Here is a 25,775-nt window from a genome sequence, read left to right as displayed (position 1 = left end):
CCGACTGGCGGCGCCGCCACCAGGCCCGATCCCAGGCCAGCCACTACCGTCGACAAGCCACTCAGGCATGAAGATCACGATCTACGGCTGGAGTATTAGGCGGGTCAGAAGTCGGTGGCGACGATCTCCTCGATGTTCTGTTCGGCGAGCGCCGTGATGGTGACGAACGGGTTCACGCTCGCGTTGCCCGGGACCAGCGCCCCGTCGACGACGTAGAGGCCCACATGGCCGTGCAGACGGCCGTAGTTGTCCGTCGCCCTGTTCAGCACCGCGCCTCCCAGGGGATGGTAGGTGAGGTGGTCGCCCCAGATCTTGTACAGGCCGAAGAGATCCGTCCTGTAGATCGTGCCCTCTTTCGCGTTGATCCGGTCGAATATCGACTTGGCCATGGTGATCGACGGCTGTTTCCAGGCCGTCTGCCAGTTGAGTTCGACCTTTCCGCTCGCCGGGTTCCAGGAGAACTCGGCGCGGTGCGGGTTCTTGGTGATCGACAGATAGAAGGAGGCGTACGTCTCGATTCCGGTGGGCAGCGGAGCGACTTCGGCGAATGCTCCGCCGGCTGCCCAGTTGTCGATTCCCGCGGTCGGAATCGAGGATTGCAGGGCGCCGGTGGGATCCCACATGTGGTTGGCGCGCCCGCACATGACGTTGCCGTTCTCGCCCCAGCCCTTGCCGACCTCGCCGTTCAGGCCGGGCAGCGCGCCCTGGGCCTTGAGACGGACCAGGAGCTTGCTGGTGCCCACGCTGCCGGCGGCGAAGAACACCCGGGCCGCGGTGACCGTCTTCACGGCCGTGACGCCGCCGCCGGTGTCGAGCTGCTCGATGGCGGCGGTGTAACCGCCCGAGGACGCCGGAGTGACGGAAGCGACCCTGTGCAGGGGGGACACGGTGACCTTTCCGGTGGCCCGGGCCCGGGCGAGATAGGTCTGCTGGAGGCTCTTCTTGCCGTGGTTGTTGCCGAAGAGGATCTCACCGGCCAGCGCCGATCTCGGGACCGTGCCGGCGGCCTCGCGCTTCATGTACTCCCAGTCGTAGACGTCCGGCACGAAGACGAAGGGAAATCCGGAACGCTGGGCGTGTCTGCGGCCCACCCGGGCGTACTGGTAGCACGACGCCGTCTCGAACCAGGCGGGGTCGATCGTGCTGACGCCGAGCTCGGAGTTGGCGCGTGGGTAATACACGTCGTACATCTCGTCGGCGTCGACCGACGGCAGTACGGCCGCGAAGTTCTCGCGTTTCGGCGTGACGGCCATGCCGCCGTTGACCAGTGATCCACCGCCGACTCCGCGGCCCTGGTAGACCGTGATCCCGCCCATTTCCTCGGCGTCGAGAATGCCGGTGTAGCGCGGGACGTTCTTGTCGAGCGGAAAGCCCAGGAAGTTGCTCAGGGGGTGTTTGGTCCTGGTGCGCAGCCAGAACGAACGGTAGTCGGGGCTGGTCGTGTTGGCGAAGATCTTCCCGTCCGGACCCGGGGTGTCCCAGGCCATTCCCATTTCGACCATGTGGACGTCGACACCGGCCTGCGCGAGCCGGAGAGCGGCGACCGAGCCGCCGTACCCGGTGCCGATCACCAGGACCGGAATCCGCGCACCCGGTTCGATCCCGGCGGCGTTCTGCTGCCGCGCCGCGAGCGCGGGCGAGCCGTTGCCATTGAGTACAAGGGCGCTTGAAATGAAACCTGTTCCTGCGATGAATCGACGGCGGGAGATTCCGCTCAGTGGGGGTTTCTTCTGGAGGTCAGCGCTCATACGGCACTCCTCGATTTCGAGTGAACCGAAACGGGTTCTACTGCCGTTGGCATGCGAAGTCACGGCATACCAATTGGTAACTTCTCGCGCGCCGCCTCCGAACACCCCTTCTTCCCTTGCGTCTTGACGGAAGGCTGGTCCGTACCTATGGTCACGGCCAGTGTGTGCGTTCAGTCAGTCGCCAGTCGTTCACATACGAGAACGGACCTCCCCCATGACAGACGCCCCCGTCCGTCCCCGCCGCCGGGCTCGCCGCCCGCTCCTCGCCACCACCGCCACGGCCGCGGCCCTCGTGGCCACCCTGGTCGCGGGACCCGGCGCACCCGGCGCCGGCGCCGCGCCCGCCACCTTCGTCCACCCCGGCGTGACCGTCTCCAAGGGTCAGCTGGACTTCACCCGAAGCAAGGTCGGCGCCGGCGCCCAGCCCTGGAAGGGCGCCTTCGACCGGATGAGGGCAAGCAAGTACGCGGACCTGAACCGCACGCCCAAGCCCCGCGCGGTGGTCGAGTGCGGCTCGTACTCCAACCCCAACCACGGCTGCACCGACGAGCGCGAGGACGCGATCGCCGCGTACACCCACGCACTCGCCTGGTACATCACGCGCGACGAGCGGCACGCCCGGAAGGCCATCGAGCTGATGGACGCCTGGTCGGCCGTCATCCGCGACCACACCAACAGCAACGCCCCCTTGCAGACCGGCTGGGCTGGTTCCTCCTGGCCGAAGGCCGCCGAGATCATCAAGTACACGTACACCGGCGGCTGGGCGAACTCCGGCCGCTTCGCCACCATGCTCCGCAACGTCTATCTGCCCGAGATCATCAACGGCTCGAACTCCAACGGCAACTGGGAGCTGTCGATGATGGAGGCCGCGATCGGCATCTCCGTCTTCCTGGAGGACAGGGCCTCGTACGACAAGGCCATGGCGAAGTTCCGCACCCGCACCGCCGCCTACGTCTACCTGGAGTCCGACGGCGCCCTGCCGAAGACCGTCCCCAGCCAGAACCTCAACACCCGCGACAAGATCGTCAACTACTGGCAGGGCCAGGGCACCTTCGTCACCGGCCTCACCCAGGAGACCTGCCGCGACCTCACGCACACCGGCTACGGCATATCCGCCATCTCCCACGTCGCCGAGACCAGCCGCATCCAGGGCCAGGACCTCTACGGCACCGATGTCGGCGAACGGCTGCGGCACGCGCTCGGCTTCCAGGCCAAGTACGAGATGGGCGCGGGCGTGCCGGGCTGGCTGTGCGGCGGCTCGCTGCACCTCGGGCTCGGCCCGGTCACCGAGGTCGGCTACAACGCCCTGCACAACCGGCTCGGCCACGCCATGACCAACACCGCGGCCCTGACCGCGCGCAACCGCCCGTCCGGCAGCAACAACCTCTTCGTCGCCTGGGAGACCCTCACGCACGGCGACAACCCGGGCTGACGCAACGCGCGGACCGAGGGGGCGGACGGGCCGACGGGGTCCGCTCGCCCCCTCCCGTGTCAGGAGACGGGGTGCACGCGCTGCGTCGTCAGCTCGTAGCGGGCGCCTACGACGGCGAGCTGACCGGAGGTCACCCTGGCGGCCAGGTCGGGTTCGGCGGCCAGGCGGGAGCGGACGAGCCGTATCTGGGCGTCTATGGTCGCGTCGACGCGGGCGTCGCCGTCCTTCGTGTGGTCGATCGCCGGGCTGATCCGGTCGGCCAGGTACTGGATGCGCTCCGGCAGCCGCTCACCGGACTCCTCCGCCTCGACGGCGGCCCGGACCGCCCCGCACGACTGGTGGCCGAGGACCACGACCAGCGGCACCGCCAGTTCGAGCACGCCGTAGGCGACGCTGCCGAGCACGGCCTCGTCGAGGACCTCGCCGGCGCTGCGGACCGTGAGCAGGTCGCCGAGGCCCTGGTCGAAGACCAGTTCCGGTGGCACACGGGAGTCGACGCAGCCGAGGACCACCGCGAACGGATGCTGCCCGGACGTCAGCGCCTGCCGGACGGCCGGTGACTCGTGCGGATGCCGCTCGCTGTTCGTGCGCCAGCGGTGGTTGCCCGCATCGAGGGCGCGCAGGGCCTGCGAGGGGGTACCGGGACGGTGGTGCGGCGCCGCGGGGACGGCGGACGCGGGGGAGGCGTCGAAGGCGAGGCCGGCGGCGAGCGCCGCGGCGCCGGTCAGGCCGGCGCGCAGGAGGGTGCGGCGGTGAGCCGCCGCCGCGGGGGACGAGGCTCGCGGACGGCCGGTGCCTCGGGAAGGTGCGTCGTCGACATTCACGACCTCGAACGTATGCCCAGTGTCATGGCTAAGGGTTCACGCTACGAATTCATGGGGCGGCGTGGTGAATTCATGCCCATGGCTTGATCCGTGCTTGGGGCTCCCGAGGGACGCGCTTGGCTTCACGGCCCGGCTGCCCCTTGATCCCCCTTTCGAGTTGCCACGGCCCCCGGAGCGTGCGTGCGCGCCGCCACCCGCCCTGCGGCACCCGAGAATTGTGCCGTTCGGGAACCGGCGATCCGGGTCCGCGACGCCCGCGCGAGCACAGGAGACACCGATGGACTACTACGACCTCGGCACCCACACCCGGTCGGTGACGACCACGTCCCCCGAAGCCCAGCTGTGGTTCGACCGCGGCCTGATCTGGACCTACGCCTTCCACCACGAGGAGGCCGTCTGCTGCTTCGAGGCCGCCGCGGCCGCCGACCCCGACTGCGCCATGGCGTACTGGGGGATCGCCTACGCCCTCGGCCCCAACTACAACAAGCCCTGGGAGGCCTTCGACGAGCGGGAGCTGGTCCGCACCGTCGACCGCACCCACGACGCCGTGGAGCGCGCCCACGACAAGTCGTCCGGCGCCACCGCCGTCGAACGCGCCCTGATCGAGGCTCTGCGCGCCCGCTATCCGCAGCGGGAGGCCGTCGAGGACTGCTCGGTGTGGAACGAGCCCTACGCCGACCGCATGCGGGCCGTGTACGAGCTCGACCCCGGCGACCTCGACCTGGCCACCCTCCACGCCGACGCGCTGATGAACCTCACGCCCTGGCAGCTGTGGGACATCCGCACCGGAGAGCCCGCGGAAGGCGCCCGCACCCTGGAGGCCAAGCACGTCCTCGACCGCGCGCTCGCCACCGACGACGGGGCACGGCACCCCGGCGTACTGCACATGTACATCCACCTGATGGAGATGTCCGCCACCCCCGAGGCGGCCCTCACCGTCGCCGACCGGCTGCGGGGCCTGGTGCCGGACGCCGGCCACCTCCAGCACATGCCCTCGCACCTGGACGTGCTGTGCGGCGACTACCGGCGCGTGGTCGCGGGCAACAGCGAGGCGATCGCCGCCGACGAGAAGTACCTGGCCCGCTCCGGCGCGATGAACTTCTACACCCTGTACCGCTCGCACAACTACCACTTCAAGATCTACGGCGCGATGTTCCTCGGCCAGTCCCGGACCGCCCTGAGGACCGCGGCCGAACTGGAGCAGACCATCACGGAGGAGCTGCTGCGGGTGCAGAGCCCGCCCATGGCCGACTGGCTGGAGGGCTTCCTCGCGATGCGGGTCCATGTCCTGATCCGCTTCGGCCGCTGGACGGACATCCTGGAACTGCCGTTCCCCGAGGACGACCGGCTGTACTGCGTGACCACCGCGATGCTCCACTACGCCCGCGGCGTCGCCCTCTCCGCGACCGGCCGTACCGACGAGGCCGAGGCCGAACGCCGCCTGTTCCGCGAGGCCCGCACCCGGGTCCCGCAGTCCCGCACCCTGTTCAACAACACCTGCGCCGACATCCTCGCCGTGGCCTCGGAGATGCTCGACGGCGAACTGGAGTACCGCAACGGCAACCACACCGAGGCCTTCGCCGCACTGGAACGGTCCATCGTGCTCGACGACAGCCTCCCCTACGACGAGCCCTGGGGCTGGATGCAGCCCGCCCGCCACGCCTACGGCGCCCTGCTCCTCGAACAGGGCCGGATCGCCGAGGCCGAGGCGGTCTACCGGGCCGACCTCGGACTCGACGCGACCCTGCCCCGCCCCCAGCAGCACCCCGGCAACGTCTGGTCCCTGCACGGCTTCCACGAGTGCCTGACGCGGCTGGGCAAGCTCGGCGAGGCGGAGATCGTGGCGCAGCAACTGAAGATCGCCGCCGCGCTGGCGGACGTACCGATCGCCTCGTCCTGCTTCTGCCGCATGGAGGTACCCGCGGCTCCGGACGGCCGGGACCGGTGACTCACCCGACGGCGCGTGCGTAGGCCCGTCACACCGGCCGGCCCGGTCACCGGCGACCGCGCCACCGCCGCGGTGTCCGCCGGCGGTGCGGGGGTCCTCGAGCGGGGTGTGACGTCGGGCACCCGGTTGCCCCTGTTCAGCTGAGCGCCACCGTGCGGTCAGCGGGAGTGAGCAGCGTACGGCCTGACCCGACGCGGCTCACCCCACCTGGAGCAGTCATGAGTGCAGCAGAAGAACACAACCCCCTCCACAGACGCGCGTTGCTGCGCGCCGCGGTCGCGGTGCCGGCGGCCGGCGCGGCCGGCGCGGCCCTCGCCTCCCCGGCGGCCGCGCACGCGCAGACCTCCGAGGCGGCTCGCGGCGGCCGGTTCGACGCGCAGAGCCCGCGCTTCGCGCTGGCCGTGCTGCCCGACACGCAGTACCTCTTCGACGCCGACAGCGCCGACCCGGAGCCGCTGCGGGCGACCTTCCGCTATCTCGCGGCCGAGCGCGCCTCGGCCAACATCGCCTTCATGACCCACCTCGGCGACGTCACCGAGCACGGTACCGAGGACGAGATCGAGCTCGCCGCCGACACCTTCCGCGCCCTGCACGGCAAGGTGCCCTACAGCGTCCTCGCCGGCAACCACGACATCCGGTCCTCGACGGACGACCAGCGCGGCGACTCCGCCTATCTCGCCGCCTTCGGCCCCGCGCGCTACGCGTCCATGCCCACCTACCGGGGCGCCTCGCCCGACGGCTACAACACGTATCACGTGCTGCGCGCCGGTGGCCGCGAGTGGCTCGTCCTCGCCCTGGACTGGAGGGTGTCGGACAAGGGACTGCGCTGGGCCCAGGACGTGCTGGACGCGCACCCGACCCTGCCCGCCGTCCTCACCACGCACGACATCGCATGGGCGGACGACGAGGGCCGCGCGACGCTGTCGGGCAACGGCGAGCGCCTGTGGAACGGCCTGATCAAGGGCAACGACCAGATCTTCCTGGCGCTCGGCGGCCACTACTGGCCCCCCGGGCGCACGGTCCTGACCAACGACTTCGACAACGATGTCCACGTGCACATCACCAACTACCAGGACCGCTACTACGGCGGCGCCGGGATGATCCGCACCTACGGGTTCGACCTCGCCCGGGGCGTCGTCGACGTGGAGACGTTCTCGCCCTGGTTCCTGGCCCGGGACCCGCAGAAGAGGTCGCCGCTGGAGGCCGAGACGATCGAACTCACCGGTGACGTCGACCGGTTCAGCCTCACCATCGACTTCGACAAGCGCTTCGAGGGCTTCGCCCCGGTCACCCCGCCGGCCCCGCGCCCGCCGTCCGCCGTGATGCCGCGCGGCACCCTCGCCTACTGGCGCTTCGACGACTCCGGCACCCGGGCCCCCGGGGAGCCCGGCACGCCCGTCGCGAACGGTGTCGTGGTGCGGGACCTGTCCGGAAACGGCAACGACCTGACGGTCAGCAGACTGCACACCAGCGGGCCCGACGCGCTCACCTGGTCCGGGGACCACCACCCCGGCCAGCCCGCGCACGCGAGCCTGCGGTTCGACGGCGGCAAGAACCCCGACCGTGGCGCGATCCTGACCACCGCCGCGCAAGCGCCCCTGAACGCGGAGAAGTTCACCCGGGGCTACACCATCGAGACCTTCGTCCGGCTGCCCGAGCCCTTCGAGGGCGACCACAGCTGGATGGGCATCCTCAGCTGGCAGGGGCGCAGCGGCGACGCGGGCAAGACCACCGGATGGTCGCCCCTGGAGCCCACGTGCAGCCTCAACGTGTCGCCGGAACGGTTCCTCCAGTTCGTGGTCTACCCCCACCGCCAGGACGCCGATCCGACGTCGTGGAGCCACGCGGTTCCCGTGGGCCGGTGGATGCACATCGCCGTCGTCAACGACGGCCGCCGCACGGTGCTCTACGTGGACGGCTCGAAGATCGCCCGCAACCCGTCCCAGCCGTCCACCGGCATCGCCACCCTCGGCAAGCCCTTCGTCCTCGGCGCCACCAGCTTCGACGAGCGCTTCGGCCAGGGCTTCTACGGCTGGGTGGGCGACACCCGTATCGTCGCCCGGCCCCTGTCCGGGCGGGAGTTCCTCGTCCCCGCCGAGTAGGCGCTGTCGCCGGCTCAAACGCTCGCCGGGCCCGCGTGCCGTGCCGGTGTCCTGACCCCGAGGACGTCGAGCACGGCGCGGGTCGCCGGGCTGGGGTTGAAGCGGCTCCAGGCCAGATACTCCACCCGGCGCGGGCCGTCGGTCACCGGGACCAGCGCCAGTTCCGGATCGGCGGCGGCCAGTGGGCCGATGAACGCCGACGGCATCAGCGCCACGCCGAGTCCCCGTGTGATCAGCCGGGTCATCAGCTCCACGACGGCCGCCTCGTACGCGACGTCACGGACCAGTCCGGCGGCGCCGAACGCCTCGTCGGACTGGGCCCGGGCGGGCGTCCCGGCCATGAAGTCCACGAAGGTCTCCCCGGCGATGTCCTTCAGGGTGACGCGGGGCGCGCCCGCGAGGCGGTGCCCGGCCGGCACCACCAGCACATGCCGGTCGTGATCGAGGACGACGTACTCCACCCCGGACGGCCGCCGGCTCTCCGGCAGGCCGAGGAAGGCGATGTCCAGCTCGCCCTCGCGGATCGCCGCCACCAGGTCGTCGCTGCGTCCGGAGCGCAGGGCGACGCGGACCTGCGGGTGCCGGGCGCGGTACCGCTGGAGCAGTTCGGGTACGTCGACGGCGGCCGTCGTCACGATCACGCCTACGGCGAGCCTGCCCCGCACCACGCCGGTCGCGGCGGCGGCGTCGGCGGCCGCACGGTCGGCGGCCGCCAGGCACTCGCGGGCACCGGCGACGAACGCCTCCCCGGCACCGGTGAGTTCGACGCGACGGCTGGACCGGGCGAAGAGGCGCACCCCGAGCTCGCGTTCCAGACCGGCGATCCGGTGGCTGAGCGACGACTGCACGACCGAGCAGCGCTCGGCGGCCCGGGTGAAGTTGCGCGTCTCGGCGAGGGCGACGGCGTAGCGCATCTGCTGAAGGTCCACGCAAGTCATCGTTCTCGTTCATGGCTGCTATGACAAGCATGCTTTGGATTCATGACACGGGCCGCGGAGACTTCCCTCATGGAGACTCAGACCGAGCGGTCGCCCGGCCCGCCGCGCGGCGTGTCCGCTCAGCAGGCTGCGACCGTCGCACTGACGGCACTCGCTCCGGCGTCCTGGGGCACCACCTACGCGGTGACCACGCAACTGCTGCCACCCGGGCATCCGCTCTTCGCCGGGCTGATGCGGGCGCTGCCCGCGGGGCTGATCGGACTCGCCCTGACCCGCGTGCTCCCGCGCGGGGACTGGTGGTGGAAGGCCGCCGTCCTGGGCGTGCTGAACATCGCCGCCTTCTTCCCCCTGCTGTTCCTGGCGGCCGGACGGCTCCCCGGTGGTGTCGCCGCCACCCTCGGCGCCGCCCAGCCACTGCTGGTCGCCGGGCTTGCCGTCGCGGTGCTCGACGAGCGGCCGACGGCCTGGCGGTGGGCCTGGGGCGTGCTCGGCGTGCTGGGCGTCGGACTCGTCGTGCTCGGACCGCATGCGCGGCTGGACGCCCTCGGCGTGCTCGCCGGTCTCGGCGGCACGGCGGCGATGGCCGGCGGGGTCGTCCTCACCAAACGCTGGGGCCGCCCCGCCGGGGTGCGCCCCCTGACGCTGGCGAGCTGGCAACTGACCGCCGGCGGAATGCTGTTGCTCCCGCCGGCGCTCGCGATCGAAGGTGTGCCGCACCGGATCGACGCCGCGGCCGCCGGTGGCTATCTGTGGCTCGGCAGCATGGGCGGGCTGATCGCGTACACGCTGTGGTTCCGCGGGATAGGGCGGTTGCCGGTCGGCGCGTCCGCACCGCTGGTCCTGCTGTCCCCGCTGGTCGCGGCCCTCGTCGGCCTCGGGCTGGGCGAGTCGTTGAGCCTGACGCAGTCCGCCGGGTTCGTCCTCGCCTCGGCCGCGTTGCTGGCGGCGCAGTTCAGCTCCCCGATGCCGCGCGGCCGTCTCGCGCACGGCGGGCGCGCGGGGGGCCAGGTCAGTGAGGAGCGGGTGCGATGACAGCCCGTACGACGATCGCTTTGCTGGGTGCCACCGGGATGGTGGGCAGCGGGTGACCGACGCGGCCACCGGGTGCTCGCCCTGTCCCGCAGGCCTCCGGGCGGCGATCCGAGGGTGACGCCGGTCGCCGTCGACGCGAACGACCCGCGCGCCCTGCGCGAGGCGCCGGCGGGCTCCGGGGCCGACGGCACCGTCCCGGACGCGGTCGTGGTGGCCGTCAGGACCTTGCCGGCCGACGAGGACTTCCTGGCCGGCGTCAACCTACCAGGCCGAGGCCGGGTGCGGCGGCAGCCGGCCAGGCGCCAGGAACCGGGGCGTGCCGGATGCGGCCGGACCGGCGGAGGCCGGGACGGCGGTCGGTGTGAGAGCCGCCCCGGCCGCGAGGCGGCGATGCCGAGTCGGGTACGGAGGCGGGTGCTGACGTGGTCCCCCAATGTGTCGTGCGCTTTGCCGTCCTTACGTCTCATACGACTCGGCCCGCCGGCAGTTCGTTGCCCTGCGGCCATTCCACAACTTCGCCCCCTTCGTCACCGACGCGTAACAGAGCCGCGATCACCGCTTCGGGGCGGACACCCGGACATCGAACCGAACGGACGGCCGAGGGCGGAACAGGGTGGCGGACATGCGCTGGCGCAGCCGGCTTCGGCTCAGCTCCACAGGGGGTACGTGAGTACCTTCGGGAACCCTTCAGGCCTGCCTTCCAGGTAGGTCAGGCTGATCTTGCCGTACTGCTGCATGTCCGGGTTCTTCTTCCACGGCTTCGGATCCTCCAGCCGCACCGTCACGGAGTACGGGTGGAACCTGCCCGCCGCGCAGTACGGCTTGCAGTCGTTGACCCAGTTGACCCCCCTGGCCATCGCCGCGTCCCCGTCCCAGCGCAGCCACTTCAGGGAGGCGAGCCGGCTGTTGCCGTCACCGCAGGCCAGCATGAAGTCGTCGGGGCGCACCTCGGGGCGCCAGAAGCAGTCGACCAGCACCGGTTCCTCGGCCTGCTGCACCGCGTCCGCACTCGCCGGCGCGCCGGAGGCGGTGCCCAGGGACGCCACGAGAGCCGCCGCGGCGCAGAGCGTGAGGGCCGCCCTGGTGCTGTGCCTGTTCATCTCGGCTCCCCGCCGTTGTGCTGCGTCCGTGCGCGTCGATCGGGCCGACTGGTTCCGACGGTACGACCGTGTGGGGGAACGCACCACTCGAACGGATCAGGCGGGAGGTCCGGGGGACCGGCCCGCCCGCGCGCGAGGACCGCGGGTCCCCGCCCTGCGAACCGCCGTGCACCCGCTCCACGTCCCCGCGGCCAACCGCGCGCCCCCGGCCCCTGTGCGCCGCCGTCCGCCCGCATGAGACCTTGGAAGCGCACGGAAGGCGACGCCGGCCGGCCGCGTGTGGAGGGGACCCGTGGGAGAGACATCGGTGGAGTGGCGGCACCGGCGGCAGACATGGGCCGCCAGGGGCGCCCTGACGGCGGCGGCCGTGGCGGTGCTGCTGCCGCTGGCGCAGGGCGGCCTCGGCGGCCTGCTCCTGCTCGTCGTGGGACTCGCGGGCCTCTGCCTCACCTTCGCCGCCCTGTGGTGGACGCTGTCCCGCCGTGGCCCCGTGCGCGTCGCCGCCGCACTGCTGGCCCTCGCCGCCCCCGTCGGAGTGGTCGTGCTCTTCGCGCGGGCGAACCTCCTGTGGGTGGTCACCGTCTCCGGGCTGCTGTGGTGCGCGGCCGTGTGGAGCGGCCGGTACGCCCTGCGCAGCACCGGTCTGCGGCAGGGACGGCAGCGCGAGTACCGCACCCCGCCCCCGCGGCGCCCCTTCCTGCTGCTCAACCCGCGCTCGGGCGGTGGCAAGGTCGAGAAGTTCGCACTGCGGGAGAAGGCCGAGAGCCTCGGCGCGCAGGTCGTCCTGCTGGACCCCGAGCACCATCAGGATGTCGCCGCGCTCGCGCGCCAGGCCGTGGCCGACGGCGCCGACCTGCTCGGCGTCGCCGGCGGCGACGGCACCCAGGCGCTGGTCGCGGCGGTGGCCGCGGAACACGGACTGCCGTTCCTCGTGATCTCGGCCGGCACCCGCAACCACTTCGCGATGGACCTCGGCCTGGACCGCGAGGACCCCGCCAGCTGCCTCGACGCGCTCACCGACGGCGTGGAACTCCGCGTGGACCTGTGCTTCGCGGGCGACCGCCCGTTCGTCAACAACGCCTCCTTCGGCGTGTACGGCGCCGTCGTGCAGAGCCCCGGCTACCGCGACGACAAGGTCGGTACGGCACTGGATCTGCTGCCCGACCTGCTCAGCCGGCAGCGCGGCCCGCGCCTGACCGCCCGCGCCGACGGCAGGACGTTCACCGATCCGCAGGCCGTGCTGGTGAGCAACAACCCGTACCGCATCGACGACCCCCTCGGGTTCGGCCGGCGCCAGCGGCTGAACTCCGGCAGGCTCGGCGTGCTCTCCGTGAAGGTGGACAGCGCCATCGAGGCGGCGGAGCTGCTGCTCGACCCGCAGGGGTTCGGGGCGCTCACGGCCCACGAGGTGATCATCGAGGCCGACGAGCCGCGACTGGAGGTCGGCCTCGACGGTGAGGCCACGACCCTGAGCACACCCGTGCGCTGCCGGATCGAGCGCCGTGCCCTGCGCGTGCGCGTCCCCCGCGAACGGCCGGGCGTGCCCGACCTGCCGCCCCGCCTGGACTGGCGGCGACTGCGCAAACTCGCCGCAGCGGTGGGACGTACGGCCGTCCCCGCCCGCTCCGGGCGGACGGACCGACCCGAGCACCACGAGCCCGCCCGGAAGGACGATCAGGCGGCCTGACCGCAGGGGTCCCGGACGATGGCATCCGTCACATCCGCTTCACGTGGAGCATCACGCCTGGTAGACGTGGCTGGGCCAGTACGTTCCCGCGTGAAAGCACCGCCCTCATGGATGACACCTCCGCTCCGGACCTCGTGCCCTTCAGCATCGACCTCACGCGGGAGGAAGCCCGCCGACGGGCCGAGGTACTGGCCGCACTCGAACCCGACTGGGACCCCGTGGCCGCGCTGCGGTCGGAGGAGGCGGCCCACACGCTGCTCTACTCCGGCCTCGACGAGGAACAGGAGCGGACGTACGCCATGCTGGTGGCAGCCGGTGTGCTGCCGGGGCGGGACGAGGGCGATGCGACTTCCCATTGATCCGCACGCCGACCGGGCCCGCCGTGCCTGGGTGCCCTGCCCCCGCTGCGACGACGCCCGCGACTGCGTGACCTGCGCGGCCCGCCGCAACTGCCCGACGCACTGGCGCTACCTCATCTCCAACGAGGGCGCCCGCGTCCACCTCCAGTGCCCCGGCTGCACCCACACCTGGACCCTGGACACCCGCCCGGGCCGGCGGGGCCTGACCCACTGAGGCCGGCGGCTCCGCGGTGCAGCGCGGTGCACTCCGTACCCGAACGCCACATGCGTCCTGTCACGGCGCCCGGCGTCCAGGACGTCCGCCGCGGGACCCTTGACGCGAGGATCGCGCCCTCCGGCACCGAAGCCCGTGACGACGGCATCTCCCCGCTCGACGACGACGCCCTCACCTCCTCGACCGGCCGGGCACCCCGGCCTCGGGTGACGTGGTCGACGCGCGGGCCGAGTACGCCCACCTCCTCGCCCCGGGAGCAGGGTGACCGGCGCCGCCGCGGCGACGGGTGCGATCGCCCCGCCGGCCGCCGGCAGGCGCCGGCGGCGCGCCTCAGCACCACCGAGGCGCACCGCACTCCCCGGACCCCGCTCAGCAGATCCGCGGCAACTGCTCGCCCAGTGGCAGGTCCACCACGCGCGTCCCGCCCAGCCCCGTCCGGGCCACGACCATGCCCGGGTGGTCCGCGACCACCTCGCCGACGATCGCCGCCTCGGACCCCCGTTCGTGCGCCCGCATCGCGGCAAGGACCGCGTCGGCGTGCTCACGGGGTACGAAGGCGACGAGCTTGCCCTCGTTGGCCACGTACATCGGGTCGAGCCCCAGCATGGCGCAGGCGCCGGCCACGGGAGGCGGCACCGGTACCGCCCGCTCCTGGACGACGACCCCGCACCCGGACGCCGAGGCGATCTCGTTGAGGGAGGCGGCCAGCCCGCCGCGGGTCGGGTCGCGCAGCACATGCAGGTCGGGCGTGACGGCGAGCATCGCCTCGACGAGGCCGCCGAGCGGAGCGCAGTCGCTCTCGATCCCGACCTCGAAGCGCAGGTTCTCCCGCTCGCTCATGATGGCCACGCCGTGCAGGCCGACGGCCCCGCTGACGATGACGACGTCGCCGGGGACGACCCGCTCGGGCCGCAGGTCGACCCCGGCCGGGATCAGGCCGATGCCGGAGGTGTTGATGTAGACACCGTCGCCGTGCCCGGCCTCGACGACCTTGGTGTCACCGGTGACGACCCGCACCCCGGCCGCCGACGCGGCGGCTCCGAGCGCTCCGGCCACCCTGGCGACGGTGGCGATCTCGACGCCCTCCTCCAGGATGAGCCCGCACGAGAGGAACGCCGGGCGGGCCCCGCTCATGGCGAGGTCGTTGACCGTGCCGTTGACGGCGAGGTCACCGATGCTGCCGCCGGGGAAGAACAGCGGCCGCACGACGAAGGAGTCGGTGGAGAAGGCGAGCCGCGCACCACCGAGCTCGACGGTCGCGGAGTCGGTCAGCGGGGCCGGCTCCGGCCCGCCCAGCGCGGGCACCACGACCTGCTCGATGAGCTCGGCCGACAGGGCGCCGCCACCTCCGTGGCCCATCACCACGCGGGGTCGGTCGCGCAGGGGAGCCGGGCAGGTCCAGGAGAGCATGTCCGGCGCTGCGGTGGTGTCAGACAAGGGAGGTGCCCTCCTGGCTCGGGGCCGTCACGGTCACCGGCGCCGCCCGCTCCGGCAGGTCCAGCCGCCGGTACAGGTAGTACGCCGCGCAGGCGCCCTCGCTGGACACCATCGTCGCTCCCAGCGGCGTGCGGGGGGTGCACGTCGTGCCGAAGGCCTCGCACTCGTGCGGCTTCAGCAATCCCTGCAGCACCTCACCGCTGCGGCACTCGGCCGGCTCCAGCGTCCTGATGTCCCCTACCTGGAAGCGGTGTTCGGCGTCGTAGTCCCGGTAGCGGCTCGCCAGCCGCCAGCCGCTGCCGGGGATGACCCCGATGCCGCGCCAGGCCCGGTCGGTGACCTCGAAGACGTCGTCCAGCATGGCCCGCGCCGCCGGGTTGCCCTCGGGCCGGACCGCGCGCGGGTAGGCGTTTTCGACGGTGTGCTCGCCGCGTTCCAGTTGCCGCACGGTGCGCCGGACGCCCTCCAGGATGTCCAGCGGCTCGAAGCCGGTCACCACGATCGGCACCCGGAACCGCTCCGCCAGCGCCGGATACTCCTCGACGCCCATCACGCTGCACACATGGCCGGCCGCGAGGAAGCCCTGCACCCGGCAGTCCGGGGACTGCATGATCGCCTCGATGGCCGGGGGGACCCGGACGTGGCTGACGAGCAGGCTGAAGTTGCGGATGCCGTGCTTGTGGGCCTGATGGACCGTCATCGCGTTGGGCGGGGCAGTCGTCTCGAAGCCGATGCCGAAGAAGACCACCTGCCGGTCCGGGTTCTCCCCGGCGATCCGCAGCGCGTCGAGCGGCGAGTACACCACCCGGACGTCGCCGCCCTCGCCGCGGACCTGGAACAGGTCACGTCCGGTGCCCGGCACGCGCAGCATGTCACCGAAGGAGCAGAAGATCACCTCGGGGCGGGAGGCGATCGCCAGCGCCTTGTCGATCACCTCCAGCGGCGTGACGCACACCGGACAGCCCGGCCCGTGGATCAACTCCACCTCGTCGGGCAGCAGTTGGTCGATGCCGTGCCGGATGATGGTGTGCGTCTGGCCGCCGCACACCTCCATCAGCGCCCACGGCCTGGTCACCGTGGCCCTGATGTCGTCGAGCAGCCGCGCCGCCAGCTCCGGGTCCTGGAACTCGTCGATGTACTTCACTGCCGCACCTCCCCGGCGTCGGGCAGCGCGGCCTGACCGGCCTGCTCCCAGGGGTCGCCGAACTCCTCCTGGAGCATGCCGAGATTCTCGAACAGCTCCAGCGTCCGGCGGGCCGACTCCTCGTCCAGGCGTTGCAGGGCGAACCCCACATGGACGATGGCGTACTCACCGACCTGAAGGTCGGGCAGGTACTCCAGGCACACCTCCTTGACCACCCCGCCGAAGTCGACGGTGGCCATGCGGGTGCCGTCCCGTTCCTCGATGCCCAGCACTCGGCCGGGTACCGCCAGGCACATACGTGTCTCCTTCGCGTCCTTGTCGAGCGGTGAGTCTGATCGAGCGGCGGGCCCCTCGCCCGTCACCCGGATCCGGGCCGGTCGGCCGCGCGGGCGGCCACGACGAGCTGGCCGAGGGCCAGTCCGCCGTCGTTCGGCGGGATCCCGCGGTGCCGCAGGACGGTGAACCCGTCCGCGCGCAGCCCGCGGGCGCAGGCCGAGGACAGCAGCGTGTTGGCGAACACCCCGCCGCTCAGGGCCACGGTCGTCAGTCCCGTCGCCGTGCGCGCCTGCGCGCACACCGCCCGTACCAGCCGGGCGACGGCGAGATGGAAGCGCATCGCGACCACGGCCACGGGAACGCCGGCCCGTACGTCGTCGGCGACGGCCGCCAGCAGGGGCCCCGGACCGGCGGTCACCGGTGCCTGGCCCGCCAGCCGGAAGGCGTACCGGGGATCCTCGTGCCCGCCGCCGGCGGACACGGCGGCGCCCTCCAGCTCGATCGCGGCCTGCGCCTCGTAGCCGGCGTACTGGCAGACCCCGGCCAGGGACGACACGGCGTCGAAGAGCCGCCCCATGCTGGACGTCGGCACACAGTTCAGCCCTCGCTGCAACTGCGTCCGCAGCAGCGGGAGTTCAGTGTCCGGGCAGGCGGCGACGCATGGCAGGTCCGGGCCGGGCGCGAGGCCCGCCGCGTGCAGATGCGCCAGCGCCATGCGGTACGGCCGCCGCACCGCCGCGTCCCCACCGGGCAGCGGCACGTACGCCAGGTGGGCGAAGCGCCGGAAGCCGTCGTAGCCCGCGAGCAGGAACTCACCGCCCCACACGGCCCCGTCGTCCCCGTGCCCGGTGCCGTCGAAGGCGACCCCGATCACCCTGCTGCCCGCCGGAAGACCGTGCTCGGCCATCACTGCGGCGACATGGGCGTGATGGTGCTGGACCCGCGCCACGGGGCGCCCGCCCGCATGCCGCCGTGCCCACGCGCCCGACCGGTATCCCGGGTGCGTGTCGGTCACGAGCAGAGCCGGGCGTACGCCCGTGACGGACTCCAGCTGACGCTCCGCGCGGTCGAACGCCCGCTGTGTGGCGAGGTCGTCCATGTCCCCGATGTGGGCGGAAAGCCAGGCCCTGCCGCCCTCGCCGAGGCAGAAGACGTTCTTCAGGTCGCCGCCGGCCGCGAGCGCGGGGGACACCGGTACGGGCAGGGTGACCGGCAGGGGTGCGTAGCCGCGTGAGCGGCGCAGCATCAGGGGCTCGCCGTCGCACACCCGCACGACGGAGTCGTCGCACGGCACGTGGATGGGCCGGTCGTGGGTGAGCCAGGCGTCGGCCAGGGGCGCGAGCCGTTCGAGGGCTTCGGCGTCGTCGGTGACGATGGGCTCGCCGGAGAGGTTGCCGCTCGTCATCACCAGCAGCCGGGGCGCGTCCTCGCCGTCGAACAGCAGATGGTGCACCGGCGTGTACGGCAGCATGACGCCGAGGTCCGGGCTGCCGGGCGCCACCGCCTCGGCGGGCACCGGCGCATCCGGAACGGGCCGGACGGCGGCGCGCCGGCGCAGCAGGACGATGGGCCGCTCCCGGCCGGTGAGCAACTCCCGTTCGGCGGGAGTGACATGCACGAGGTGCTCGACGTCGCGGACGTCGGCGGCCATCAGCGCGAACGGCTTGTCCCCGCGCGCCTTGCGTCGCCGCAGCTCGGCGACCGCCACCGGATCGGTCGCGTCGCACGCGAGGTGGTAGCCGCCGACGCCCTTGACGGCGACCACGGCACCCGCGGCGAGCAGCGCGCGCGCCGCCTCGATCGGATCGCCGTCCTGCGTCTCGCCCCGCGCCCCTGTCAGTCTCAGACGCGGGCCGCAGGAGGGGCAGGCGACGGGCTGGGCGTGGAAGCGGCGGTCGGCCGGGTCGTCGTACTCGCGGGCGCACTCCGGGCACAGCGGGAAGCCCGCCATCGTGGTGTGTTCACGGTCGTACGGCAGACCGGTCACGATGGTGAAGCGCGGCCCGCAGTGCGTGCACGTGATGAAGGGGTGGCGGTACCGCCGGTCGGCGGGGTCGGTGAGCTCGGTGAGGCAGTCGGCGCAGGTGGCGGTGTCGGGGGCCACCAGCGTGCGGACCGAGCCGGCCGTGCGCGAGGGGACGATGGTGAAGCCGCGGGCCCCGGTGGGCGGCAGGTCGGTGGCGTCCACCGCCTCGACCACCGCCAGCGGTGGGGCGCCGGGCGCGATCCGGGTGCAGAACCGTGCGACGTCCTCCGGCGCGCCCTCCACCTCGACGAGCACGCCGTCACCGGTGTTGGTGACATGACCGGCGAGCCCCAACTCCGTGGCGAGACCGTAGAGATACGGCCGGAACCCCACGCCCTGCACCACACCCCGTACGACGACCCGGGCCCGCCGCACGGCGGGGGCGGTACGGACGTCCGGGGCCGGGCCGGCCTCCGGCGCCGTGCTCACGCCTGCGCCCGGGCCATCACCGGAGCGTGGACGGAGCGTCCCTCGGCCGCCGCCAGCGCCCGGTCGACCAGGACACCGGCGCCCTCCCCGCTGCGCACGGAGCTCAGCACGACCTCGACGCCCGGGTTGACCTGCTGGACGTGCGCCCGGAAGGCGGCCTCGTCGAACTCGGCCGGCCCGGCCAGGTCGGACTTCGTGACGAGCACCAGCTGCGCCAGCCCGAACGCGGTCGGGTACTTCAGCGGCTTGTCCTCGCCCTCGGTGACGGACGCCAGGACCACCCGCAGCGACTCGCCGAGGTCGTAGGAGGCGGGGCACACCAGGTTGCCGACGTTCTCCACGAACAGCAGCCGGGTGTCCTCGGGCAGCCACTCGTGCAGATGTCCGGCCAGCATGTCCGCCTCCAGATGGCAGAGCCCGTCGGTGAGCACCTGCTTGACCGGCACGCCCGAACGCGCCAGCCGGACGGCGTCGTTCTCGGTGGCGAGGTCCGCGGTGAGGGCGGCGGTCGCGATGCCGCGCTCCCGGGCGAGCAGCAGCTCCCGCTCCAGCAGCGCGGTCTTGCCGCTGCCCGGGCTGGACAGGAGGTTGACCACCGTCGTGCCCTGGGCCGCCAGTTCGGTACGCAGGACGCGGGCCGCCGTGCTGTTCTTGGCGAGCACCGCCTGCCGCAGGTCGGATACACGGCACATGGTCAGCTCTCCTTGAGACGGGTGGCGCGGGTGGGCACGGGCGCCTCGGCCGGGTCGGCCCAGTGCACCTCGGTGATCTGTAGTTCACGGCCCGCCAGCAGCTCGGTGGCCGCGCTGCCGCAGGCGGCGCAGACCATGTCCGGCGGCATCCCGGTGGCCCAGTCCCGCCCGCACGGCGCGCACGAGGCCCGGCCGGGCACGGGCCGGGTGGTGAGTGCGGCGCCCTCCAGGACGGTCCCGGCGCAGGCCAGTTCGAAGCAGAAGGCGAGTGAGTCGGGCACCACACCGGCCAGTTCGCCGATGTCGACACGGACGGCGCGTACACCGGCCATGCCTCGTGACTGCGCCGCTCGCTCGACCTGGTCCACGACCGACAGGGCGACGGACATTTCGTGCATCGGTCTCCGTCCCGGGCCCGGCTGATGTCCTGGGCGCCCATTACACGGCGGGGTCCCGGCGGCCGGCCGAGCGGCGCGCCGGGGTCACACGGATGCCTGGCCCGTTCGGTCCACCCGGCCGGCGGCGGACGGTCCGGCCGGTGTCACATACGGCGAATGCGCAGATAACGCCTGATGTCGGGCATGACGTGCGCGGCGAACGCGGCGAGCGCGGTGGCGGCGGTCGCGGCGGCGGCACCGCTGATGATGCGTCTGTTCATGGTGCTCTCCGTGGGGTGGTGGGTGCCTCGGCGAAGCCCTCGGCACCTATACGGCTGCTTCATCGTCTTCCTTCACAGCGGCTCGGTCGCGCAGCAGCCCGACGACCAGACGCACCGCTTCCGGCAGCGCGGCGGCGACGGCCGGGCTGAGCCCGATGCCTTCCTCGACGGTGGCGGGTTCGCATCCCACCACCAGGGTGCGGCGCGGCGGCTGCGCACCGGTGCCCGCGCACAGGGTGTCCAGCAGGGCCAGCACGGCGTCGGGCGACATCCGGTGGCCGTCCAGCGGGACGCCTTCCGGCGGCCGGCGGCTGCCCGGTTCCGCCGCGTCGATCACGTACAGCGTCCCGGGCTTGCCGCCGCGAGCCGTCGCGTCGAGGAGGACGAGGGTGTCGTACCCGTCGAGCAGCTGGTACGCCAGATGCACCCCGCGGATGCCGATGTCGGCTACCTCGACGCCGGCCGGCAGCTGCCGTGCGGACAGCAGACGTGCCGCCTCGACACCGAAGCCGTCGTCGCCGAGGAAGATGTTGCCCACCCCGGCGACCAGGGCGCGGGGGCTCGCTGCGGTGGCGGCCTTCACGCGTCCTCCCGGATCTCGGCCACGGCTACCTCGTCGGGCTGGAAGTACAGAAATCGCCCCTGCTCCCGGCGGATGTCGGCGCCCGGGTCGTCGTCGAGGGTGACCGCGATGTGCACGCCACCGTCGACGTCGTGCAGCACCGCCTCCACCAGCGCCTGCCTCCCGTCGAGGAACAGGTCCTGTGCGTCGGTGTGCCGCAGCCGGGGCCGCAGCACGACCCGGCAGCCCGCCCGCACCGGCTGCCCGTCGACCAGCACGTGGTCACGGGCCGGATCGACGGAGCCGTCCGCGCCCGGGTCCCACCAGGGAGTGTCGGGGCGCATGACGCCGCTCCGCCCGAACGGATCCTCGTCGGGCGTGCGCAACGACGGCACGCCCCCGGCCGCCCGCGTGCCCGCCCCGGCGACCTCCCGCAGGCTGCGCACCGCCCCGTGCAGGCGCTCCAGCACCTCCGGCGGCATGGAGTCGGCCAGGTCGATCACCGCGGCCGCCCGGTCGTCGGTGCCACGGGCCTCGCGCTTCTCCTCGTCGGTGAGGGCGGCGGTGCGCAGCGCGAGGATCTCGTCGATCTCCGTGGCGTCGTACAGGGCGCCGGGGCTCTCGGGGGCGATCGCGGGGTGGTCCTCCAGGATGATCGGCGAGGAGAGCACCAGGTCGCCGCGGCCCGGCTCACCGGCCAGCACCGGCCAGGTGTGCAGGTTGCGGCAGGCCGCGACGGCGCCCTTGGCCCACTCCGGCGGGTCGGTCAGCGACAGGAACCGCCCGGCGTCCAGGCACAGCAGGGTGTGGCAGGCGACCAGCGACCGTGGCAGGGCCGCGTCACGGTCGGCGTCCCGCACGGGCAGCCAGCCACTCGTGTTCTCCACGACCACGCTCAGCCGCTGCGTCCGGTACGGCCCGTCCAGCTCGCTCACCGACAGGCGCAGGGTGCCGCTGATCTCCTCGCGGCGCCGCACCAGCCGGCCGAGGGCACGGCCCGCGCCGTCCGTGACGGGCTCGGTCTCCTCGGAGGCGGGCATGCTGAACGGGACGACGGTGTCGCCCTCGGTCAGCTCCGCCACCGGCACCACGAGCCGCACCCGCTCCTCGTGCCCCTCGTCCCAGGGGACCAGCACACGGTCCTCCAGCGCCAGTTCGGGTACCGCCTCGAAGCCACCGCCCGGGCAGGCCCGCTGCACGGTCCGCCGCTGGGCGTGCAGGAAGCGCACCTCCACGGCGAGTGTGGCGCCCCGCTTCGGCTCCATCAGCAACTCGGTGTGCTGGAAGTCGTGCTCCTCGGTGGCCGCGCTCCAGGCCGGGGGCACCAGCACGCCGAACTGCCAGCGCAGCCGGTTCTTCGCGGCGGAGGCACGGTACGGGTAGAGCACGTACCCCTCGAACAGCACGGCGTCGGCGACCTGCCGGGCGACGGCCAGGCGGGCCTCGGTCTCGGGGCGGAAGGTCGTCGTGGTCACGGTGTCCTCGCCCCGGCCGCCGTCATGAGCGCCTCGACGGTCTCCTGCCAGGAGGGCAGCGCACGCCGCGACCGGTACGCCAGCAGGGCGTCCATGGTGTCCCGGGGCAGCCGGATCCAGCCGGAGCCCGGGAAGTGCTGCTCGACCATCTCCCGCCAGGTCTTCACCGGCATCCGGCAACCGGCCTCCTTGTCCCAGGGGACCGGCTCGACCCGGAATCCGCCCTCGCCGGTGAAGGCGGTGCCGGAGAAGAGCATCAGCAGCGGCACCTCCCCGTCCTGAAGGGCGTGGAAGTAGCGGGTGGACGCGATGTCCATGTCGTAGGTGCAGGGCACGGCGACATCGGTCTCGACCTCGCCGGTGAACCCGGGCACCATCACCTGCGCCTGCGCGAACTGCATCGGCTTGAGGCTGCCGCCCCACCGCGACCGGTCACCGAACAGGTCGGTCAGCGCCTCGGCCTCGGCATCGGCGTAGCCGCGCCGGGCGGGCTCGATCCGGATCTGGCAGCGCAGCGCCATCGCGTGCACCCGGGTCGGCGGCGACGCGGTGACACGCAGCCGGAACACCAGGGTGGGCCCCATGGCGTACGGGTCGGCGCGCACCCCCGTGCACATGAAAGCGAAGTCGGTCACGACCGGCTCCCTCGCGGCTCGCGGGCCTGTTCACGCACGTGCGTGAAGAACGCCTCCAGGTCGGCGCGTGCCTCCGCGCCGCCGTCGAAGCCCTGCCAGCGCAGCCGCATCCGGCCGACCAGCTCATAGCAGATGTCGACCGGGACCAGGTAGCACTCGACCCGGCCCTGCTGCCGGCGCAGCAGCAGCGCCTCGACGTCGGGTGCGAGCAGACCGGCCAGTTCCGTGGCGGACAGCACGGACTGCCAGGTCTCCGGGTCCAGTTCGCTCTCCGTCGCCCCGGCCGGGCTCGGGTACAGGGCGACGAGCCGGCCGAGCGCCGCGTTGCGGAAGAAGAAGGCGACGCCGACGGGGATGCCGAGCCGTTCCCAGGCCTGCTCGTCGATCCGGTGGCCGGGGTCCCGCAGATACCGGCCGGGTACGGTCCGGAAGCGGCCCTGGGTGTCAGCGGAACGGTCCAGCAACTGCGCGCACGGATCGCAGGCACAGGCCAGCGCCCGCTTCTCGACGTCCACGAGATGCCGGTGACGGGCGTCGGCGAGCGGTGTGCCGCACAGCTCGCAGCGCTCCTCGCGGGGCCGGCGCGGGGCGGTGAAGCGGCGCAGGCCCCGTGGCCCGGTGCCGTGCCGCAGGAGCCCCGGCCCGGTCTGCGGCGCGCTCACCGTGTGGTGGCCGGCGAGCGGCCGCCCGTCCCGGCGCCCGGCGGCGCGGACCCGATCTGGAGCAGAGCGGGCTCCGGCGCCGAGGTCTCCATCTCCACGGAGGTCACCTCCGGCGCGAAGCATGCCAGCGTGTCCCGCGCCGCCTGTTCCATGCCCGCACCGCCCGTGCCGCAGCCGCAGCCGCCCGAGCCGACGACCCGCAGCCGCAGTACGCCGGTAGCCGGGTCGAAGCCGGCGTTCTCGACGGGCTGGGCGAGGCCGTCCAGCGCGCGGGCGATCCGGGTGCGGGCGTCCTCCGGGTGCAGCCCGTGCAGCACCAGCAGGCTCGCCACCAACTCGTCGCCGAGCAGGGCGTCGAGAGCGGCCGAGGCGCCCGGATGGCGCTCGAGGAGATCCATGACGCGGGCGAGGCCCGCGCCGTAGAACTCCATGAGGACCCGGACGAGTTCCTCGGCCGACTCGCACGCCGTGGGGTCGCCGGAGGCGGCCAGCCGGTCGAGGACCTCCTCGACGAGCCGGCCGGCCGTCTCCGCGTTCACCGTGCCGTGCGTCCCGCTCATCCGGCCAGACCGCTCAGCCCGGTGGGGACGTGCATCGCCTTCGTCGTGCGGCCGTCACCGACGTACATGTGCACACCGCACGGCAGGCACGGGTCGAAGCTGCGCACGGCGCGCATGATGTCGATGCCCTTGAAGTTCTCCGGCGGGTTCTCCTCGAAGATCGGGGTGTTCTGCACCGCGTCCTCGTACGGGCCCGGAGTGCCGTAGGTGTCACGGGTGGAGGCGTTCCACGGGGTCGGCGGGTACGGGTGGTAGTTGGCGATCTTGCCGTCCCGGATGACCATGTGGTGCGAGAGCACACCGCGCACCGCCTCGGTGAAGCCGACGCCGATCGACTCGTCCGGCACGTCGAACTTCTCCCATGTCGCGGTGCGCCCGGCGCGCACCTCGGCGAGGCCCATCTCCGCGCTGTGCAGCGCCACCGCGGCGGCGTACGCCTGGAAGTAGGTCCGGGCACGGTTGCGCTCGATGGCGTTGCTCCACTGCGGGATCTTCCACTCGAAGGTGGTCTCCGGCTTGGTCAGCGTGCGCGGCAGGTTGATGACCACGCTGTGCCCGGTGGCCTTGACGTACCCGATGTCCACCAGCCCGGACAGGGCCGTGGACCACAGGCGGGCGATGGGGCCGCCTCCGGTGTCCAGCGGCAGGTAGTCCTTGCCGTCGAACCAGCGCGGCGACATCACCCAGCTGTACTTGTCGTTGAAGTCCCGCTTCTGCGGGGCCGGGATGGTGTGCTGGTTCCACGGGTGGCGCGGGTCGACCGGGTTGCCGAGCGGGTCGTGCGTGACGAACTGCTCCTGGCCGACCCAGTCCTCGTAGTACGAGCTGCCCAGCAGGATGCGGATGCCGAGGTTGATCTCGGTGAGGTCGTTGGTGACCAGCTTGCCGTCCACGATGACGCCCGGGGTGACGAACATCTTCCGTCCCCAGTCCGACATGTTGGCGTAGGTGAAGTCGCAGTACTCGGGGTCGTTGAAGGCGCCCCAGCAGCCGAGCAGCACCCGGCGGCGGCCGACCTCCTCGTAGCCGGGCAGCGCCTCGTAGAAGAAGTCGAACAGGTCGTCGTGGAGCGGTACGACCCGCTTCATGAACTCCACGTACCGCATGAGGCGGGTCATGTAGTCCGTGAAGAGCTGCACGGAGCCGATGGTGCCGACGCCGCCCGGGTACAGCGTGGAGGGGTGCACATGGCGGCCCTCCATCAGGCAGAACATCTCACGCGTGTAGCGGCTGACCGAGAGCGCCTCCCGGTAGAACTCGCCCTCCAGCGGGTTCAGGGCGCGCATGATGTCGGCGATGGTGCGGTAGCCGTGGTCGGCGGCGTGCGGGGCCTCGGTGCGCTCGGCGAGCTCGACGACCCCCGGGTTGGTCTCGCGGACCATCTTCTCGCAGTAGTCGACCCCGACCAGGTTCTCCTGGAAGATGTTGTGGTCGAACATGAACTCCGCGGACTCGCCGCAGTTGATGATCCATTCACCGAGGTGCGGCGGCTTCACGCCGTACGCCATGTTCTGCGTGTACACCGAGCACGTGGCGTGGTTGTCGCCGCAGATGCCGCAGATGCGGCTGGTGATGAAGTGCGCGTCGCGGGGGTCCTTGCCCCGCATGAAGACGCTGTAGCCGCGGAAGACCGACGAAGTGCTGTAGCACTCGGCGACCCGCTTCTGCTTGAAGTCGATCTTCGCGTGGATGCCGAGGCTGCCCACGATCCGGGTGATCGGGTCCCACGCCATCTCCACCAGTCCGGTGCCGTCACCGGATGTCGTCGAGGTCGCCATTGTGTCTGTGATGCCCTTCGGTCGGTCGGGTCTGCGAGTGGGGGAGCGGCCGGGGAA

At 72.4% G+C, this 25,775-nt stretch carries 24 protein-coding genes; 7 read left to right on the top strand and 17 right to left on the bottom strand.

The window, feature by feature from the left end:
• Positions 1–104: 104 nt before the first annotated feature.
• Complete coding sequence (locus ACGF8A_RS14010) at positions 105–1,748, bottom strand: GMC oxidoreductase (RefSeq protein ID WP_393107654.1); 1,644 nt, start codon at positions 1,746–1,748, stop codon at positions 105–107.
• Between the two features lie 214 nt (positions 1,749–1,962).
• Between ACGF8A_RS14010 and ACGF8A_RS14005 the strand changes: the two genes are divergently transcribed.
• Positions 1,963–3,180 (top strand): alginate lyase family protein, encoded by a 1,218-nt coding sequence (locus ACGF8A_RS14005; RefSeq protein WP_393107652.1) that lies wholly within the window; start codon positions 1,963–1,965, stop codon positions 3,178–3,180.
• 59 nt (positions 3,181–3,239) lie between these two features.
• Here ACGF8A_RS14005 and ACGF8A_RS14000 read toward each other — a convergent pair whose 3' ends face one another.
• Positions 3,240–4,004 carry a carbonic anhydrase gene (locus ACGF8A_RS14000; RefSeq protein ID WP_393107650.1) on the bottom strand — a complete coding sequence of 255 codons (765 nt, stop codon included), beginning with the start codon at positions 4,002–4,004 and terminating at the stop codon, positions 3,240–3,242.
• A gap of 277 nt (positions 4,005–4,281) precedes the next feature.
• Here ACGF8A_RS14000 and ACGF8A_RS13995 point away from each other — a divergent pair, with 277 nt between their 5' ends.
• Complete coding sequence (locus ACGF8A_RS13995; RefSeq protein ID WP_393107648.1) at positions 4,282–5,952, top strand: tetratricopeptide repeat protein; 1,671 nt, start codon at positions 4,282–4,284, stop codon at positions 5,950–5,952.
• Between the two features lie 218 nt (positions 5,953–6,170).
• Positions 6,171–8,054 (top strand): LamG-like jellyroll fold domain-containing protein, encoded by a 1,884-nt coding sequence (locus ACGF8A_RS13990; protein ID WP_393107646.1) that lies wholly within the window; start codon positions 6,171–6,173, stop codon positions 8,052–8,054.
• Positions 8,055–8,068: 14 nt separating this feature from the next.
• Here ACGF8A_RS13990 and ACGF8A_RS13985 read toward each other — a convergent pair whose 3' ends face one another.
• Positions 8,069–8,983, bottom strand: coding sequence for a LysR family transcriptional regulator (locus tag ACGF8A_RS13985; RefSeq protein ID WP_393107644.1), 915 nt, complete (start codon positions 8,981–8,983; stop codon positions 8,069–8,071).
• Between the two features lie 78 nt (positions 8,984–9,061).
• Between ACGF8A_RS13985 and ACGF8A_RS13980 the strand changes: the two genes are divergently transcribed.
• The gene (locus tag ACGF8A_RS13980; RefSeq protein ID WP_393107641.1) at positions 9,062–10,024 is read left to right on the top strand and encodes an EamA family transporter; all 963 of its coding nucleotides are present in this window, start codon (positions 9,062–9,064) and stop codon (positions 10,022–10,024) included.
• A 647-nt stretch (positions 10,025–10,671) separates the two neighbouring features.
• On the opposite strand, the gene ACGF8A_RS13975 is transcribed toward ACGF8A_RS13980, so the two are convergent.
• A complete protein-coding gene (locus tag ACGF8A_RS13975; RefSeq protein WP_393107639.1) occupies positions 10,672–11,124 on the bottom strand; it encodes a hypothetical protein in 453 nt (150 codons plus the stop codon).
• Between the two features lie 292 nt (positions 11,125–11,416).
• Between ACGF8A_RS13975 and ACGF8A_RS13970 the strand changes: the two genes are divergently transcribed.
• The 3 genes from ACGF8A_RS13970 to ACGF8A_RS13960 all read left to right on the top strand — a co-directional run bounded on the left by ACGF8A_RS13970 (position 11,417) and on the right by ACGF8A_RS13960 (position 13,384).
• Positions 11,417–12,811: a diacylglycerol/lipid kinase family protein gene (locus tag ACGF8A_RS13970; protein WP_393107637.1), complete on the top strand. Its 1,395-nt coding sequence runs from the start codon at positions 11,417–11,419 to the stop codon at positions 12,809–12,811.
• Positions 12,812–12,918: 107 nt separating this feature from the next.
• The gene (locus ACGF8A_RS13965) at positions 12,919–13,170 is read left to right on the top strand and encodes a DUF6400 family protein (protein ID WP_393107635.1); all 252 of its coding nucleotides are present in this window, start codon (positions 12,919–12,921) and stop codon (positions 13,168–13,170) included.
• On the top strand, positions 13,154–13,384 hold the full coding sequence (locus ACGF8A_RS13960; protein WP_393107633.1) for a hypothetical protein: 231 nt from the start codon (positions 13,154–13,156) through the stop codon (positions 13,382–13,384). Before ACGF8A_RS13965 ends, ACGF8A_RS13960 begins: the two co-directional genes overlap by 17 nt.
• Before the next feature lie 369 nt (positions 13,385–13,753).
• On the opposite strand, the gene hypE is transcribed toward ACGF8A_RS13960, so the two are convergent.
• The 13 genes from hypE to ACGF8A_RS13895 form a co-directional block, all read right to left on the bottom strand.
• A complete protein-coding gene (gene hypE, locus ACGF8A_RS13955) occupies positions 13,754–14,821 on the bottom strand; it encodes a hydrogenase expression/formation protein HypE (protein ID WP_393107631.1) in 1,068 nt (355 codons plus the stop codon).
• On the bottom strand, positions 14,814–15,965 hold the full coding sequence (gene hypD / locus ACGF8A_RS13950) for a hydrogenase formation protein HypD (protein WP_393107629.1): 1,152 nt from the start codon (positions 15,963–15,965) through the stop codon (positions 14,814–14,816). The genes hypE and hypD overlap by 8 nt, the downstream gene beginning before the upstream one ends.
• On the bottom strand, positions 15,962–16,261 hold the full coding sequence (locus tag ACGF8A_RS13945; RefSeq protein ID WP_393107627.1) for a HypC/HybG/HupF family hydrogenase formation chaperone: 300 nt from the start codon (positions 16,259–16,261) through the stop codon (positions 15,962–15,964). Before ACGF8A_RS13945 ends, hypD begins: the two co-directional genes overlap by 4 nt.
• A gap of 62 nt (positions 16,262–16,323) precedes the next feature.
• Positions 16,324–18,696 carry a carbamoyltransferase HypF gene (gene hypF, locus ACGF8A_RS13940; protein ID WP_393107625.1) on the bottom strand — a complete coding sequence of 791 codons (2,373 nt, stop codon included), beginning with the start codon at positions 18,694–18,696 and terminating at the stop codon, positions 16,324–16,326.
• Positions 18,693–19,388 (bottom strand): hydrogenase nickel incorporation protein HypB, encoded by a 696-nt coding sequence (gene hypB / locus ACGF8A_RS13935; protein WP_393107623.1) that lies wholly within the window; start codon positions 19,386–19,388, stop codon positions 18,693–18,695. The genes hypF and hypB overlap by 4 nt, the downstream gene beginning before the upstream one ends.
• 2 nt (positions 19,389–19,390) lie before the next feature.
• Complete coding sequence (locus tag ACGF8A_RS13930; protein ID WP_393107621.1) at positions 19,391–19,786, bottom strand: hydrogenase maturation nickel metallochaperone HypA; 396 nt, start codon at positions 19,784–19,786, stop codon at positions 19,391–19,393.
• A 143-nt stretch (positions 19,787–19,929) separates the two neighbouring features.
• Positions 19,930–20,046 carry a DUF6893 family small protein gene (locus ACGF8A_RS13925; protein ID WP_393107619.1) on the bottom strand — a complete coding sequence of 39 codons (117 nt, stop codon included), beginning with the start codon at positions 20,044–20,046 and terminating at the stop codon, positions 19,930–19,932.
• 46 nt (positions 20,047–20,092) lie between these two features.
• Positions 20,093–20,629 carry a hydrogenase maturation protease gene (locus ACGF8A_RS13920; protein ID WP_393107617.1) on the bottom strand — a complete coding sequence of 179 codons (537 nt, stop codon included), beginning with the start codon at positions 20,627–20,629 and terminating at the stop codon, positions 20,093–20,095.
• Positions 20,626–22,083: a hypothetical protein gene (locus ACGF8A_RS13915; protein ID WP_393107615.1), complete on the bottom strand. Its 1,458-nt coding sequence runs from the start codon at positions 22,081–22,083 to the stop codon at positions 20,626–20,628. The genes ACGF8A_RS13920 and ACGF8A_RS13915 overlap by 4 nt, the downstream gene beginning before the upstream one ends.
• Positions 22,080–22,718: a DUF6084 family protein gene (locus tag ACGF8A_RS13910; protein ID WP_393107613.1), complete on the bottom strand. Its 639-nt coding sequence runs from the start codon at positions 22,716–22,718 to the stop codon at positions 22,080–22,082. The genes ACGF8A_RS13915 and ACGF8A_RS13910 overlap by 4 nt, the downstream gene beginning before the upstream one ends.
• Positions 22,715–23,380, bottom strand: a complete 666-nt coding sequence (locus ACGF8A_RS13905) for a DUF5947 family protein (RefSeq protein ID WP_393107611.1) — start codon at positions 23,378–23,380, stop codon at positions 22,715–22,717. The genes ACGF8A_RS13910 and ACGF8A_RS13905 overlap by 4 nt, the downstream gene beginning before the upstream one ends.
• Entirely contained in the window at positions 23,377–23,940 is a 564-nt protein-coding gene (locus ACGF8A_RS13900; protein ID WP_393107609.1) for a hypothetical protein, read from the bottom strand. Before ACGF8A_RS13900 ends, ACGF8A_RS13905 begins: the two co-directional genes overlap by 4 nt.
• The gene (locus ACGF8A_RS13895; protein ID WP_393107607.1) at positions 23,937–25,718 is read right to left on the bottom strand and encodes a nickel-dependent hydrogenase large subunit; all 1,782 of its coding nucleotides are present in this window, start codon (positions 25,716–25,718) and stop codon (positions 23,937–23,939) included. The genes ACGF8A_RS13900 and ACGF8A_RS13895 overlap by 4 nt, the downstream gene beginning before the upstream one ends.
• Between the last annotated feature and the right edge of the window lie 57 nt (positions 25,719–25,775).

Source organism: Streptomyces sp. NPDC047706 (assembly GCF_043204795.1).
Classification (GTDB): domain Bacteria; phylum Actinomycetota; class Actinomycetes; order Streptomycetales; family Streptomycetaceae; genus Streptomyces.
This window is presented reverse-complemented; position numbering and strand designations above follow the sequence as displayed.

Excerpts from the sequence above, each read along its gene's own strand:
- ACGF8A_RS13995 (WP_393107648.1), top strand. The coding sequence starts at position 4,282 with ATGGACTACTACGACCTCGGCACCCACACCCGGTCGGTGACGACCACG.
- ACGF8A_RS13965 (WP_393107635.1), top strand. The coding sequence starts at position 12,919 with ATGGATGACACCTCCGCTCCGGACCTCGTGCCCTTCAGCATCGACCTC.
- ACGF8A_RS13975 (WP_393107639.1), bottom strand. The coding sequence starts at position 11,124 with ATGAACAGGCACAGCACCAGGGCGGCCCTCACGCTCTGCGCCGCGGCG.
- ACGF8A_RS13980 (WP_393107641.1), top strand. The coding sequence starts at position 9,062 with ATGGAGACTCAGACCGAGCGGTCGCCCGGCCCGCCGCGCGGCGTGTCC.
- ACGF8A_RS14010 (WP_393107654.1), bottom strand. The coding sequence starts at position 1,748 with ATGAGCGCTGACCTCCAGAAGAAACCCCCACTGAGCGGAATCTCCCGC.
- ACGF8A_RS13895 (WP_393107607.1), bottom strand. The coding sequence starts at position 25,718 with ATGGCGACCTCGACGACATCCGGTGACGGCACCGGACTGGTGGAGATG.
- hypB (WP_393107623.1), bottom strand. The coding sequence starts at position 19,388 with ATGTGCCGTGTATCCGACCTGCGGCAGGCGGTGCTCGCCAAGAACAGC.
- ACGF8A_RS13945 (WP_393107627.1), bottom strand. The coding sequence starts at position 16,261 with ATGTGCCTGGCGGTACCCGGCCGAGTGCTGGGCATCGAGGAACGGGAC.
- ACGF8A_RS13925 (WP_393107619.1), bottom strand. The coding sequence starts at position 20,046 with ATGAACAGACGCATCATCAGCGGTGCCGCCGCCGCGACCGCCGCCACC.
- ACGF8A_RS13930 (WP_393107621.1), bottom strand. The coding sequence starts at position 19,786 with ATGCACGAAATGTCCGTCGCCCTGTCGGTCGTGGACCAGGTCGAGCGA.
- ACGF8A_RS13990 (WP_393107646.1), top strand. The coding sequence starts at position 6,171 with ATGAGTGCAGCAGAAGAACACAACCCCCTCCACAGACGCGCGTTGCTG.
- ACGF8A_RS13900 (WP_393107609.1), bottom strand. The coding sequence starts at position 23,940 with ATGAGCGGGACGCACGGCACGGTGAACGCGGAGACGGCCGGCCGGCTC.
- ACGF8A_RS13960 (WP_393107633.1), top strand. The coding sequence starts at position 13,154 with ATGCGACTTCCCATTGATCCGCACGCCGACCGGGCCCGCCGTGCCTGG.
- ACGF8A_RS14005 (WP_393107652.1), top strand. The coding sequence starts at position 1,963 with ATGACAGACGCCCCCGTCCGTCCCCGCCGCCGGGCTCGCCGCCCGCTC.